The organism is Shinella sp. S4-D37, assembly GCF_040812195.1.
In the GTDB taxonomy this organism is placed as follows: domain Bacteria; phylum Pseudomonadota; class Alphaproteobacteria; order Rhizobiales; family Rhizobiaceae; genus Shinella.
Window position 1 is genome coordinate 3,610,083 of record NZ_JBFNXL010000005.1, and the last position, 14,177, is coordinate 3,624,259.

12 protein-coding genes are annotated in these 14,177 nt (G+C 65.8%); 6 read left to right on the top strand and 6 right to left on the bottom strand.

Annotated features, from left to right (window positions below; genetic code table 11):
- The first annotated feature begins 51 nt into the window (after positions 1-51).
- From AB3G45_RS25295 to AB3G45_RS25315, 5 genes are all read left to right on the top strand, one after another.
- Positions 52-1,902: an extracellular solute-binding protein gene (locus AB3G45_RS25295; protein ID WP_367833153.1), complete on the top strand. Its 1,851-nt coding sequence runs from the start codon at positions 52-54 to the stop codon at positions 1,900-1,902.
- 153 nt (positions 1,903-2,055) lie between these two features.
- Positions 2,056-3,132 carry a microcin C ABC transporter permease YejB gene (locus AB3G45_RS25300; protein ID WP_367833154.1) on the top strand — a complete coding sequence of 359 codons (1,077 nt, stop codon included), beginning with the start codon at positions 2,056-2,058 and terminating at the stop codon, positions 3,130-3,132.
- The gene (locus AB3G45_RS25305) at positions 3,132-4,271 is read left to right on the top strand and encodes an ABC transporter permease (protein ID WP_367833155.1); all 1,140 of its coding nucleotides are present in this window, start codon (positions 3,132-3,134) and stop codon (positions 4,269-4,271) included. Before AB3G45_RS25300 ends, AB3G45_RS25305 begins: the two co-directional genes overlap by 1 nt.
- A complete protein-coding gene (locus AB3G45_RS25310) occupies positions 4,268-5,902 on the top strand; it encodes an ABC transporter ATP-binding protein (protein ID WP_367833156.1) in 1,635 nt (544 codons plus the stop codon). Before AB3G45_RS25305 ends, AB3G45_RS25310 begins: the two co-directional genes overlap by 4 nt.
- Before the next feature lie 11 nt (positions 5,903-5,913).
- Positions 5,914-6,882: a 2-hydroxyacid dehydrogenase gene (locus AB3G45_RS25315; RefSeq protein WP_367833157.1), complete on the top strand. Its 969-nt coding sequence runs from the start codon at positions 5,914-5,916 to the stop codon at positions 6,880-6,882.
- Between the two features lie 15 nt (positions 6,883-6,897).
- On the opposite strand, the gene AB3G45_RS25320 is transcribed toward AB3G45_RS25315, so the two are convergent.
- From AB3G45_RS25320 to AB3G45_RS25330, 3 genes are all read right to left on the bottom strand, one after another.
- A complete protein-coding gene (locus AB3G45_RS25320; protein WP_367833158.1) occupies positions 6,898-7,752 on the bottom strand; it encodes an NlpC/P60 family protein in 855 nt (284 codons plus the stop codon).
- 23 nt (positions 7,753-7,775) lie between these two features.
- Entirely contained in the window at positions 7,776-8,126 is a 351-nt protein-coding gene (locus AB3G45_RS25325) for a helix-turn-helix domain-containing protein (protein ID WP_064332155.1), read from the bottom strand.
- 67 nt (positions 8,127-8,193) lie between these two features.
- Positions 8,194-9,585: a M17 family metallopeptidase gene (locus AB3G45_RS25330; RefSeq protein ID WP_367833159.1), complete on the bottom strand. Its 1,392-nt coding sequence runs from the start codon at positions 9,583-9,585 to the stop codon at positions 8,194-8,196.
- A 134-nt stretch (positions 9,586-9,719) separates the two neighbouring features.
- Between AB3G45_RS25330 and AB3G45_RS25335 the strand changes: the two genes are divergently transcribed.
- Positions 9,720-10,535 (top strand): tetratricopeptide repeat protein, encoded by an 816-nt coding sequence (locus AB3G45_RS25335; protein WP_367833160.1) that lies wholly within the window; start codon positions 9,720-9,722, stop codon positions 10,533-10,535.
- Between the two features lie 136 nt (positions 10,536-10,671).
- Here the strand turns inward: AB3G45_RS25335 and AB3G45_RS25340 are convergent, their stop codons facing one another.
- From AB3G45_RS25340 to AB3G45_RS25350, 3 genes are read right to left on the bottom strand one after another with little or no spacing between them, the layout of a single operon-like run.
- Positions 10,672-11,655: a type II secretion system F family protein gene (locus tag AB3G45_RS25340; protein WP_367833161.1), complete on the bottom strand. Its 984-nt coding sequence runs from the start codon at positions 11,653-11,655 to the stop codon at positions 10,672-10,674.
- 11 nt (positions 11,656-11,666) lie between these two features.
- Positions 11,667-12,677 carry a type II secretion system F family protein gene (locus AB3G45_RS25345; protein WP_367833162.1) on the bottom strand — a complete coding sequence of 337 codons (1,011 nt, stop codon included), beginning with the start codon at positions 12,675-12,677 and terminating at the stop codon, positions 11,667-11,669.
- A 9-nt stretch (positions 12,678-12,686) separates the two neighbouring features.
- Positions 12,687-14,159 (bottom strand): CpaF family protein, encoded by a 1,473-nt coding sequence (locus tag AB3G45_RS25350; RefSeq protein WP_367833163.1) that lies wholly within the window; start codon positions 14,157-14,159, stop codon positions 12,687-12,689.
- Between the last annotated feature and the right edge of the window lie 18 nt (positions 14,160-14,177).

A 14,177-nucleotide genomic window follows, 5' to 3' on the forward strand; every position in this document is an offset into this window, starting at 1 on the left:
TGCCTATTCTCTGGTTCACGCTTCGGCGAACGAGACAAAAAGGATTTCAGCATGCAGGCAGCCTCCGGGAAAATCGTGTTCACCATCGCCCTCGCCCTGTCGCTGGCGGTCGCGGCCGGTGCAGGGGCCCAGGAGGCGAAGGAGCCCGTCTGGCGCACCGGCATCTCGACCATCGGCGAATTGAAGCGCCGGAACGGCTTCGAACGCTTCGACTATGTCAATCCCGATGCGCCGAAGGGCGGCGAACTGAAGCTGTCAGAAACCGGCACGTTCGACACGTTCAATCCCGTTCTGTCCAAGGGCGAGGCGGCGACCGGCGTCGGCACCCTCGTCTTCGACACGCTGCTGAAATCCGCCGACGACGAGATCACCGCCTCCTATGGCCTGCTCGCCGAAGCCGTCTCCTATCCCGACGACTTTTCCTCGGCAACCTTCCGCCTGCGCCCGGAGGCGAATTGGGCGGACGGCCAGCCGGTGACGCCCGAGGACGTGATCTTCTCCTTCGACAAATCGAAGGAGCACAATCCGCTGCTTTCCAACTATTACCGCCATGTGATCTCGGCGGAAAAGACCGGCGAGCGCGACGTCACCTTCCGCTTCGACGAGAAGAACAACCGCGAACTGCCGAACATCCTCGGCCAGTTCCCCATCGTGCCGAAGCACTGGTGGGAGGGCACGGACGCCAAGGGCAACAAGCGCGACATCGGCCGCACGACGCTGGAACCGGTGATGGGCTCCGGCCCCTACCGGATCGCCTCTTTCCAGGCGGGCGGCTCCATCCGTTTCGAGCTGCGCGACGACTATTGGGGCAGGGACCTCAACGTGAATGTCGGCCAGCACAATTTCCGCACCATCACCTACACGTTCTTCGGCGACAGGAACGTCGAATTCGAGGCCTTCCGCGCCGGCAATGTCGACTATGTCCAGGACAACAGCGCCAGCCACTGGGCGACGGCCTATGACTTTCCGGCCGTGAAGGACGGCCGCGTGGTGCGCGAGGAGATAGAGAATCCGCTGCGCGCCGTGGGCATCATGCAGGCCTTCGTGCCGAACCTGCGACGGGACAAGTTCAAGGACCAGCGGGTGCGCGAGGCGCTGAACTACGCCTTCGACTTCGAGGACCTGAACCGGACCCTCGCCTACAACGCCTACCAGCGCGTCGACAGCTATTTCTGGAACACCGAGCTTGCCTCTTCCGGCCTGCCGGAGGGCCGGGAGAAGGAGATCCTGGAGGAGCTGAAGGACAAGGTCCCCGCCGCGGTCTTCACCACGCCCTATACGAACCCCGTCAACGGCGACCCGCAGAAGGTGCGCGAGAACCTGCGCAAGGCGGTCGCGCTGTTCAAGGAGGCCGGCTACGAACTGAAGGGCAGCAAGCTGGTGAACGTAAAGACCGGCGAGCCGTTCGGCTTCGAGATCCTTCTGTCCAATCCCTCCTTCGAGCGCACGGTCGCCCCCTTCGTCGCCAGCGTGAAGAAGATCGGCATCGATGCGCGCATGCGCACCGTCGATGCCTCGCAATATACCAACCGCATCCGCAGCTTCGACTACGACATGATCTACGGCATCTGGGCGCAATCGCTGGTGCCCGGCAACGAGCAGAGCGACTATTGGGGCTCCGCCGCCGTCGACCTGCAGGGATCGAAGAACTATGCCGGCATCGCCGATCCGGCGATCGACGAGCTGATCCGCAGAATCGTCTTCGCATCGGACCGCGAGGAGCTGTTGGCGACCACCAGGGCGCTCGACCGCGTGCTGCTCGCCCATCACTATGTCGTGCCGCTGTTCTACGCCAAGGCCCAGCGCATCGCCTACTGGAACCACCTCGTCCGCCCGGCGGAGCTGCCTTACTACAGCCTCGGCTTCCCGGATGTCTGGTGGTCGAAGAATGCTGCGAAATGAGCCGGGGCTTGCGCCGTGCGACGTCCTCGGCTCCATATAGCGGTGACGAATCACCGTCGCGGACAGCGGCGGCAGAACGGAAGGGTTGGGCTTGACCGACGGGACTGCGCCAAGAAAAGAAGACCGGCAACCGGCAGCAGCGGGTAACCGCTGATGGGCGCCTATATCCTTCGACGCATCCTGCTGATGATCCCGACGATCTTCGGCATCATGGCGATTTCCTTCGCCATCGTGCAGTTCGCCCCCGGCGGCCCGGTCGAGCAGGTGATTTCCGACCTCACCAGCCAGAGTTCCGGCGACCGTCTCTCCGGCGGCGGCAGCATAGTGCAGGATGCCGGGCAGGACAGCGCCTATCGCGGCGCGCGCGGCCTCGATCCTGAATTCATCGCCAAGCTGGAAAAGCAGTTCGGCTTCGACAAGCCGCCGCTCGAGCGCTTCTTCACCATGATGGGCGACTATCTGCGGTTCGATTTCGGCGAGAGCTTCTTCCGCAACACGTCCGTGATCGACCTGATCGCCCAGAAGATGCCGGTCTCCATCTCCCTCGGCGTGTGGATCCTCATCTTCTCCTACGCCATCTCCATCCCGCTCGGCATCCACAAGGCCGTGAAGGACGGTTCGGCCTTCGACGTCTGGACCTCCGGCATCATCATCGTCGGATACGCCGTGCCGAGCTTCCTCTTCGGCATCCTCCTGATCGTGCTCTTCGCCGGCGGCTCGTTCCTCGACTGGTTCCCGCTGCGCGGCATCGTCTCGGACAATTTCGACAGCCTCGCCTGGTGGCAGAAGCCGCTCGACTACATGTGGCACATGACGCTGCCGCTGATCACGCTCCTCCTGTCCGCCTTCGCCACGACGACGCTTTTGACGAAGAACTCGTTCATCGACGAGATCAAGAAGCAATATGTCACCACCGCCCGCGCGAAAGGCCTGAGCGAGCGGCAGGTGCTCTACGGCCACGTCTTCCGCAATGCCATGCTGATCATCATCGCCGGCTTTCCGGGCGCCTTCATCTCGGCCTTCTTCACGGGTTCGCTGCTCATCGAATATATCTTCTCGCTCGATGGCCTCGGACGCCTCGGCTACGATTCCATCGTCCGGCGCGACTATCCGATCGTCTTTGCGACGCTCTTCATCTTCTCGCTGATGGGCCTCGTCGTCAGCCTCGTCTCCGACCTCATCTATACCTGGGTCGATCCCCGCATCGATTTCGATCGGAGGGACGTGTGATGAGCGCCGTGACGGATGCGACGCCCGTCGCCCCGCCGAAGAAGGGCCTCCTGAACCCGACAAACCTGCGCCGCTGGGAGAACTTCAAGGCGAACCGCCGCGGCTACTGGTCGCTGTGGATCTTCCTCGTCATCTTCGTCCTCAGCCTGTTCGCCGAGTTCATCGCCAACGACCGGCCGATCCTTGTCTCCTACAAGGGCGAGATTCTCGCTCCCGTCCTCGTCGATTATCCGGAGGAGAAGTTCGGCGGCTTCCTGGCCGAGACCGACTACCGCTCGGATTTCATCCAGGAGGAGATTACGGCCAACGGCTGGATGGTCTGGCCGCCGATCCGCTATTCCTACAACACGACGAACTCCAACATCCCGCATTCCGCACCGACGAAACCCTTCTGGCTGATGGCCGGCGAGGAGCGCTGCGCCGGTTATCCGGGCGGGGCGGCGGACCCGAACTGCACGCTCGCCAACCTCAACTGGCTCGGCACCGACGACCAGGCGCGCGACGTGCTCGCCCGCGTCATCTACGGCTTCCGCGTCTCCGTGCTGTTCGGCCTGGCGCTCACCATCGCCTCGGCGATCGTCGGCGTGACGGCCGGCGCCGTGCAGGGCTATTTCGGCGGCTGGACGGATCTCCTGATGCAGCGCCTCATCGAGATCTGGTCCTCGATGCCGGTGCTCTACATCCTGCTCATCATCGCCGCCATCCTGCCGCCCGGCTTCTGGATCCTGCTCGGCATCATGCTGCTGTTCTCCTGGGTCGGCTTCGTCGGCGTGGTGCGCGCCGAATTCTTGCGCGCGCGGAACTTCGAATATGTGCGGGCGGCCCGCGCGCTCGGCGTCGGCAATGCGACGATCATGTACCGACACCTGCTGCCGAACGCCATGGTGGCGACGCTGACCTTCCTGCCCTTCATCCTCTCCGGCTCGATCACCACGCTCACCTCGCTCGATTTCCTCGGCTTCGGCATGCCGCCGGGTTCCCCGTCGCTCGGTGAACTGGTCGCCCAGGGCAAGAACAATCTCCAGGCGCCGTGGCTCGGCCTGACCGCCTTCGTCGTCATGTCCCTCATGCTTTCGCTGCTGATCTTCGTCGGCGAAGCGACGCGTGATGCCTTCGATCCGAGGAAGACCTTCCGGTGAGCGCTCCCGAAACCCTCCTGTCCGTCCGCGACCTCTCCGTCGCCTTCCACCAGGGCGGCAACACCGCGCTCGCCGTCGACCGCGTGTCCTTCGACATCCGTCGCGGGGAAGTCGTCGCGCTGGTCGGCGAATCCGGCTCCGGCAAGTCCGTGACGGCGAACTCGATCCTGAAGCTGCTGCCCTATCCCGCCGCAAGCCACCCGTCGGGCGAGATCCATTTCAAGGGCACGGACCTCCTCGCGGCCGACGATGCCACGCTGCGCGACGTGCGCGGCAACGACATCACGATGATCTTCCAGGAGCCGATGACCTCGCTCAATCCGCTGCACTCCATCGAGCGGCAGATCGGCGAGATCCTGGAACTGCACCAGGGGATCGAGGGCGCCGCGGCCCGCGCGAAAATCCTCGAACTCTTGAACCAGGTCGGCATCCGCGAGCCGGAAAAGCGCCTCGCCGCCTATCCGCACGAGCTTTCCGGCGGCCAGCGCCAGCGCGTGATGATCGCCATGGCGCTCGCCAACCGTCCGGAACTGCTGATCGCCGACGAGCCGACCACCGCGCTCGACGTCACCGTGCAGGCGCAGATCCTGGAACTCCTGAAGTCGCTGAAGGAAGAGCACGGCATGTCCATGCTCTTCATCACCCACGACTTGGGCATCGTCCGCAAGTTCGCCGACCGGGTCTGCGTGATGACCAAGGGAAGGATCGTCGAGACAGGCCCGGTCGAGGAGATCTTCACCAACCCGCAGCACGCCTATACCCGCCACCTGCTCGCCGCCGAGCCGAAGGGCGAGCCGCGCCCGGGCGACGACAGCCAGCCCGTCGTCATCGAGGCGGAGGATGTCAAGGTCTGGTTCCCGATCAAGGCGGGCTTCCTGCGCCGCGTCGTCGATCATGTGAAGGCGGTCGACGGCATCGACCTGAAACTGCGCGCCGGCCACACGCTCGGCGTCGTCGGCGAATCCGGTTCCGGCAAGACGACGCTCGGCCTCGCGCTGACGCGGCTCATCGGCTCGAAGGGCCGCATCGCCTTCGTCGGGCAGGATATCGCCGGCCGCTCCTTCAGCGAGATGCGGCCCCTGCGCCGGCGCATGCAGATCGTCTTCCAGGACCCCTACGGCTCGCTCTCGCCGCGCATGTCGGTCGCCGATATCGTCGCGGAGGGGCTGAAGGTGCACGAACCGTCGCTTTCCGAGACTGAGCGCGACCGCCGCGTCGCCGCCGCGCTTGAAGAGACAGGCCTCGACCCGGCCACCCGCTGGCGTTACCCGCACGAATTCTCCGGCGGCCAGCGCCAGCGCATCGCGATCGCCCGCGCCATGGTGCTGAAGCCGGAATTCGTCATGCTCGACGAGCCGACCTCGGCGCTCGACATGAGCGTGCAGGCGCAGGTGGTGGACCTCTTGCGCGACCTGCAGGCAAAGCACAATCTCGCCTATCTCTTCATCAGCCACGATCTCAAGGTCGTGCGGGCGCTGGCCAACGACATCATCGTCATGCGCAACGGGCAGGTGGTGGAGAAGGGGCCGGCGAAGGAGATCATCGAACGGCCGGGTGAGGCCTACACCAAGGCGCTGATGGCCGCCGCCTTCAATCTCGAAGCGGTACGCAGCGAGACCATCCGCCAGTAACAGGAACCAGCATGCAGACGAAAAGCCCTGTCATCATCGATCTGAAATTCGACCAGGAACAGGTCGCCGCCGCGCTGAAGGGCGCCTTTGCGGACCGGGAGGTGATCAACCTCTCGCATCCGGCAAACCGCAACCGCGACCTCTCCGGCATCGACTATGCCGTGGTCTGGAAGCCGGGCGCCGATCTCTTCTCGCGCGCGAAGGACCTGAAGGTGGTGTTTTCCGGCGGCGCGGGCGTCGACCATGTGCTGACGCTGCCGGGCCTGCCCGACGTGCCGCTGGTGCGCTTCGTCGACGAGACGCTGACGACGCGCATGAGCGAGTGGGTGGTCATGCAGTGCCTGCTGCACCTGCGCCAGCACCGGGCCTATGAGGCGCTGCGGGAAAAGCGCATCTGGCGGGAGCTTGCCCAGCCGCAGGCGAAGGAGTTCACCGTCGGCATCATGGGCTTCGGCGTGCTCGGGCAGGATTCCGCCCGGAAACTGAAGACGCTCGGCTTCAACGTCATCGGCTGGTCGAAGAGCGGCCGCAAGGTCGAGGGTTTCGAGGTTTTCGAGGTTTTCGATGAAAGCGGCCTGGACGCCTTCCTCGGCAAGACCGACATCCTTGTCGGCCTGCTGCCGCTGACGCCGGAGACGAGGGGCATCTACAATACCGGCCTCTTCACCCGCCTCGGCCGCAAAGGCCCGTTCGGTGCGCCGGTCTTCATCAATGCCGGCCGCGGCGGCAGCCAGGTAGAGGCCGATATCGTCGCCTCCCTCAACGACGGCACGCTGCACGGCGCCTCGCTGGACGTCTTCGAGCAGGAGCCGCTGCCGCTCGAAAGCCCGTTCTGGGGGATGGACACGGTGTTCATGACGCCGCATGCCTCGGCGGCATCGGATGTCGCCGCGCTCTTCCACCACGTCGCGGCGCAGGTCGAGCGGCTCGAAAGTGGCAAGCCGCTGGAGCATCTGGTCGACCGCGGCGCGGGCTACTGAGCTTCCCGAATTCCGTCAGGGACGGCGATATCCGGTCGGCTGCTCGTAGAGCCAGCCGATCCGCTCGATGGCCGCATCCAGCCCCTCGCGCGCCACGCTCATCGTGTGGCCGTTGGCGTGGAGGATGGTCGCCTCGTCTTCCATGATCGCCACATGGCCCTTCCAGAAGACGAGGTCGCCGCGGCGAAGCGCGGCGCGCTCGATCGGCGTGCCGAGGCCGGCGGCCTGCATGTCGCTGTCGCGCGGCGCGGTGCGGCCCGTCATCATCATCGAAAGCTGCACCAGGGCCGAGCAATCAAGGCCGAAGCCTGAGCGGCCGCCCCACAGATAGGGCGTCTCCAGGAACCGCGCGGCGACGGCGACATAGTCGTCCCCCGCCTTCTGCCCGATCGCAAGGCAATGGCCGGAGACGACCGACTGGCCGCCTACGAGCGTCAGGTAGCGGGTGCCGCGCGTCTCGCTCTGGCCGACAACCGTTATCCGGCTACCGATCGACAGGGTGAAGGCGGCGGGCGTGCGCAGGTCCGGGCCGGAATAGGCAAAGGTGCGCGGGACGGCGACGACATGGGTCGCGGCAGGCGCGCCCGCTTCCAGCGCCGTCTCCGGCAGGTAGCCGACATAGCCGTCGAAATCGGATTTCACCCAGGCCCAGCCCTCCGCCCAGTCGAGCACGCGCACGCCCTCGCCGAAGAGGAGCTCCGTGTCGATGCCGGCGGCGGCGTCCGGCCGCGGGCGCAGCGCGGCGACGGATTGCCCCACGAAGGCCGGCGTGCCCGTGACATAGTGCGCCGCCGGAACGGTGCCGCGCAGGGCCTCCTCGGCGAGATCGGGGCGGAAAGCGTTGAGGCGGCGGTCGGGAAGGGCGTTCATGGATCTGGCCTCATCGTGCCGGTTCAGGGGTTTTGCGCACGGCCCCGGGCGATGATGAGATCGCCGAGGCGTTCGAGATAGAGCGCGCCGTCCACGGTGCGCTTGATGATGACGTTGCGGCGATCGCGGTCGTCGCGCATGCGGGTGACAAGGCCCTGCTCGCCCATCGTGTCGAGCGCGCGGGTGATCACCGGCTTGGTGACGCCCAGCTTCGCCGCCAGCCCCCGCACCGTGTGCGGCGGGGGCACGAGATAGATCTCCAGGAGGATCGCGAGCTGGCGCAATGTCAGGTCGCGCCCGTCCTCGTGGACCTGCTGCAGCGTCACTGCGTGCCAGAGGCCGAGCGCCTGCGATGGGGTCAGATCTAGCGGCACGGCGTCTCCGGGCACGACGGTATTTTCGTTACGATACCGTATCGTTTCCGGGAAGGAAAGCCGGCGCTCAGGCCGTCGCCTTGCGCAGGTGGTGGTAGAGGGCGCGGATCGCCTGCGCCTCGCCGCCGACGGGCGAATGCGGCCGCTCGGCCTGCGCCCAGCCGTAGATGTCGAAATGCGCCCAGCGCTTGTTGCGGGTGACGAAACGCTTGAGGAACAGCGCTGCGGTGATCGAACCCGCCATGCCGCCGGACGGCGCGTTGGTGAGGTCGGCGATGCGGGCGGAGACGTCCTTGTCGTAGCCCATGTAGAGCGGCATGCGCCACATCGGATCGTCCACCGTCAGGCTCGCCTCGGTGAGGTCGTGGGCAAGGTCCGCATCGTCGGTGAAGAAGGGCGGCAGGTCCGGGCCGAGCGCGACGCGGGCGGCACCCGTCAGCGTCGCCATGTCGATGATGAGGTCGGCCTCGTCCTCGTCGGCATAGGCGAGCGCATCGGCGAGGATCAGCCGGCCCTCGGCATCGGTGTTGTCGATCTGGACGGTGAGGCCCTTGCGGCTTCGGTAGATGTCGCCGGGGCGGAAGGCATTGGCCGAGATCGAGTTCTCGACGACGGGCAGCAGCACGCGCAGGTCCACCTTCAGCTTGGCGTCCATGATCATCAGCGCGAGGCCCATGACGTTCGCCGCGCCGCCCATGTCCTTCTTCATCAGGAGCATGGAGGCGGCCGGCTTGATGTCGAGGCCGCCGGTATCGAAGCAGACGCCCTTGCCGACCAGCGTCACGCGCTTGTGGCCCTTCTTGCCCCAGGTGAGTTCCAAGAGGCGCGGCGCCTGCGCGGAGGCGCGGCCGACCGTGTGGATGAGCGGGAAGTTCTCCTTCAGAAGATCGTCGCCGGTGATGACGGAGACCTTCGCCTTGTAGTGTTCCCCGAGCGCGCGAAAAGCGTCCTCCAGCGCGTCCGGGCCCATGTCGTTGGTCGGCGTGTTGATGAGGTCGCGGGCAAGGAAGACGCCGGCAAGCTGGCGCTTGATGTCGGCGGCATCGGCGTCGCTTGGGATGAGCAGGGTCGGCGCCTCCGAGGCGGAGGCCTTGTAGCGCTCGAAGCGGTAGCTGCCGAGGCCGTAGCCGAGCGCCAGGCGATTGGCCGTCAGCGGTGCGGTCTCGACATGCCAGTCGCCGGCGGGCAGCGCGCGGGCGAGCTTGCCCGTCAGGAAGGGCGCGTCGGACGGATTCTTGCCGAGGCCGAAGAGCGCCCCGCCGAGATGGCCGTCCGCCGTCGGCACCATCAGGAGCGCCCCCGATTCCGCCTTGAAGCCGGCCTTCTTCGCCCAGTCGAGCGCGATCGGGTCGATCGTGCCGGTCTCGATATGGGCCGGCGTGATCGCGAAGATCGGCAGCGTCCTGCCGTTCTTCGTGTTGAAGGGAGAGGACCGGTCGATGAACTGGAAGGGGGCCATGGCGGAACCTTTGGGCAGGGCTTGAGAATCAGGCGATTAACACTCCGTTAGGGTTAACAGATTATTGCTGGAGTGGAGATTGCGGCGTGATTCCTGACCGCCGCGACCTGCGGAAATCGCTTCGGGGACTTATCATGGCCGCTTCGCCGACACGTTTGTCAATCCGTTCCGGGCTGCTGAGAGGTGCGGCCCTTCTGGTCCTCGCCTCCGCGGTGGCGGGCTGCGCGGGCAAGAGCAACCTCACGACCGGCTCCATCCCGAAAATGTCGAAGCCGGTTGCCGAGATGAATGCGACGGAACTGCGCAGCGCCGCCGAGACGATCGGCCGGGCCTACGAGAAGAACCCGAAGGACCGCACGGTCGGCATGAACTATGCCAATGTGCTGCGCATGAACGGGCGCAACGACCAAGCGCTCGCCGTCATGCAGCAGGTCGCCATTAACAACCCGCGTGACCGCGACGTGCTGGCCGCCTACGGCAAGGCGCAGGCCGCCGCCGGCCAACTCGAGCAGGCGCTGAGCACGATCCTGCGCGCGCAGACGCCGGACCGGCCGGACTGGCGGCTGAAATCGGCCGAGGGCGCGATCCTCGACCAGCTCGGCCGCGCCGGCGAGGCGCGCGGGCGCTATCGCGAGGCGCTCGACATCAATCCGAACGAGCCTTCGGTCCTGTCCAATCTCGGCATGTCCTATCTCCTGGCGAAGGACCTGAAGACCGCCGAGACCTATCTGCGCTCCGCAGCCTCGCAGCCCGGCGCCGACAGCGGCGTGCGCCAGAACCTGGCGCTGGCCGTCGGTCTGCAGGGACGATTCCAGGAAGCGGAGACGATCGCCCGCCGCGAATTGACCTCCGAGCAGGCCGAGGCGAATGTCGCCTATCTGCGCGCGATGATGACCCAGCAGAACGCGTGGAAGAAACTCGCGGCCGACGACAGCGGCAACACGAACTGATTTTTGCAAAGGCGTCCGCGGACGCAAAACCGCCGCACAGTTCTGCTGAAACGGCATTGGAGACAGCTCCCAAGCACGACCTCGCCCCGGCCGATACTCTCGACCGGGGCGTTTTTTGCATGGCCTTTGCGGCCGTTCAGAAGCGGTCGGAGACCTGGATGCCGGCGGGGCCGAGGATGACGGCGACGAGCACGGGCAGGAAGAACAGGATCATCGGCACGGTCAGCTTCGGCGGCAGGGCGGCGGCCTTCTTCTCCGCCTCGTTCATGCGCTGGTCGCGGCATTCCTGGGCAAGGACCCGCAGCGCCTGGGCGAGCGGCGTGCCGTAGCGTTCGGCCTGGATGAGCGCCTGCGTCACGGATTTCACCGTCTCCAGGCCGATGCGCGTGCCGAGGTTCTCATAGGCGGCGCGGCGCTCCTGGAGGAAGGAGAGTTCCGCCGTGGTCAGCACCAGTTCCTCGGCCAGCTCCGGCGAGGCCATGGCGATTTCGTCGGCCACCCGCTTGAAGGCGACCTCGATGGAAATGCCGGATTCGACGCAGATCAGCATCAGGTCGAGCGCATCCGGCCAGGCGCGCTTGATCGAGAGCTGGCGCTTCGACACGCGGTTGGAGATGAAGATGTTCGGCGCGTAGAAGCCGATATAGGCGGCGACGACCGTCGCCAGGATGCGCATCGCGAACGGCTTGTCGCCGAGATGGCCGAGGAAGAAGATGTAGAAGGCGCCGACGGCGCCGAAGACGAAAGGCAGCACGAAGCGCGCGAAGAGGAAGATGTTGAGCGCGTTCTGCGAGCGGTAGCCGGCCTGGCGAAGCCGGTTCATCGTATGGGCGTCGACCAGCGCCTCGCGCAGGTTCAGCCGCTCGACGACCTGGCGCACGGAGGTGTTGTTCTGGGCGCGAAGCGATGCCTTGTTCTGGGAGGCCTCGGCATTCATGCGGGCGCGTTCGCGCGCACGCATCTGCTCGCGCTCCAGCGCCACGGACTTCATGCGCTTGTCGAGATCGCCGCGGTCGAGATAGGGGGCGGCGAGCGTGTAGAAGGTCGCGAGCACCGCGATTATCACGAAGGCCGGCAGCAGCACGGCCGGATCGGTAAGGGTGGTGACGAGTCCGGACATGCCCCTGCCCCTCAGATGTCGAAGTTGATCATGTTGCGCATCACCAGGATGCCGATGGACATCCAGACGGCGGAGACGCCCATGATGAGATGGCCCCGCGGATCCTGGAACAGGATCATGATGTAGTCCGGCGAGGTCAGGTAGACGAGGAAGGCGACGATGAACGGCAGGGCGCCGATGATGGCGGCCGAGGCCTTCGCCTCCATCGAAAGCGCGTTCACCTTGGCCTTCATCTTGCGCCGCTCGCGCAGGACGCGCGACAGGTTGCCGAGCGCTTCGGACAGGTTGCCGCCGGCCTGGCTCTGGATCGCGATGACGATGGCGAAGAAATTGACTTCCTGCAGCGGGATGTTGGTGAACATGCGTGCGCAGGCTTCCGGCACGCTGAGGCCGACCTGCTGCGCCTCGACCAGCCGGCGGAACTCGGTGCGCACCGGTTCCTGGCCCTCGGCGGCGATCAGGCGCAGCGCGTCGGTCAGCGGCAGGCCGGACTTGATCGAGCGCGTCATCACGTCGAGCGAGTTGGGGAATTCCTCGAGGAACTTGTTCAGCCGCCGCTTGACGAGGTAGCCGACCACCCAGCGCGGCAGGCCGACGCCGGCGATGAAGGCCGCGCCGAGGCTGACGAGCAGGCCGGAGCCGGCAAGAAGGGCGAGCAGGAAGACGAAGACACCGGCGGCGGCGCTCAGGAGGTAGAACTGCGTGATGGTGATCGAAAGCCCGGCCTGGACCAGCTTCGCCTTCAAGGTGGTGGCGACGCGCTTGGTCTGCTCCTGTTGCTTCTTCTCCAGGTCCTTCAGCGAATCCTGTACGGACTTGCGGCGCTTGGACAGTTCCTGCATGCGGTCGCGCGCGGCCTTGGCCTTGCCCTGGTCGGTCTCGGCGGCCTGGACGCGGCGCATGCGGCTTTCCGTCTTCTTCGCCGCCTCGATGCGCGAGAAGAGTACGCCATAGGCGAGGCCCGCGGTGGAAAGGGCCGCCAGGGCGAAGATCGCGACGATGGTGATATCCAGTCCGAACATCCCTGCCCCTTACGGCTTTTCCATCGCGTCGAGCGTCGCCGCCAGGCGCTTGTCCTCGTTGAAATAGCGGGCGCGGTCCCAGAAATGCGGCTTGCCGATGCCGGTGCCGGAATGCTTGCCGATCAGGCGCCCGTTGGCGTCCTCGCCCTGGATGTCGAAGCGCATCAGGTCCTGGGTGACGATGACGTCGCCTTCCATGCCGACCACTTCGGTGATGTGGGTGATGCGGCGCGAGCCGTCGCGCAGGCGCGAGGCCTGGATGATGACGTCGATGGAGCCGGCGATGATCTCGCGCACCGTCTTTGCGGGCAGCGTGTAGCCGCCCATGGCGATCATCGATTCCATACGGGAAAGGCATTCGCGCGGCGTGTTGGCGTGGATCGTGCCCATCGAACCGTCATGGCCGGTGTTCATGGCCTGGAGGAGGTCGAACACCTCCGGTCCGCGCACTTCGCCGACGATGATGCGCTCGGGCCGCATGCGCAGGCAGTTCTTGATGAGGTCGCGCATGGTGATCTCGCCCTCGCCCTCGATGTTCGGCGGGCGGGTTTCCAGGCGCACCACATGCGGCTGCTGGAGCTGGAGTTCGGCCGAATCCTCGCAGGTGATGACGCGCTCGTCGCGGTCGATATAGTTCGTCAGGCAGTTGAGCAGCGTCGTCTTGCCCGAGCCGGTGCCGCCGGAGATGACGAGGTTGCAGCGCACCCGGCCGATGATCTGGAGCAGCGTCGCGCCCTCCGGCGTGATCGAGCCGAACCGGACGAGCTGGTCGAGGGTCAGCTTGTCCTTCTTGAACTTGCGGATGGTGAGCGCGGTGCCGTCGATGGCGAGCGGCGGGGCGATGACGTTGACGCGCGAGCCGTCGGGCAGGCGCGCGTCGCAGATCGGGCTCGATTCGTCGACGCGCCGGCCGACCTGGCTGACGATGCGCTGGCAGATCGAGAGCAGTTGGGCGTTGTCGCGGAAGCGGATCTCCGATTCCTGCACCTTGCCGGCGACTTCGATATAGGTCTTGCCCGCGCCGTTCACCATGATGTCGGCAATGTCGTCGCGCGCCAGAAGCGGCTCCAGCGGACCATAGCCCAGAACGTCGTTGCAGATGTCGTCGAGCAGTTCCTCCTGCTCCGAGATCGACATGGCAAAGTTCTTGATCGTGATGATATCGTTGACGATATCGCGGATTTCCTCGCGCGCGCTCTCGGTATCGAGCTTGGCGAGCTGCGACAGGTCGATCGTGTCGATGAGCGCGGAGAAGACCTGGCTCTTCGTGTCGTAATAGTCTTCGGTGCGCGGCGCGCGGCGGCGGGCGGTCGCAGCCGGTGCAGGGACCGGAGCGGGGGCCGGCTCGAAGACGGGTTGCGGCGGCGCGGCCACGACCGGGCGCTCCGCCGTCACGGACGTGACGGAAGCCGGCACGGCCTGGGCCTGCTGACCTGCCCCACCGCTCTTGCCGAAACCTTCATTGCCGCGTTTGCCGAACATGCCACTTCATCCAGTCTG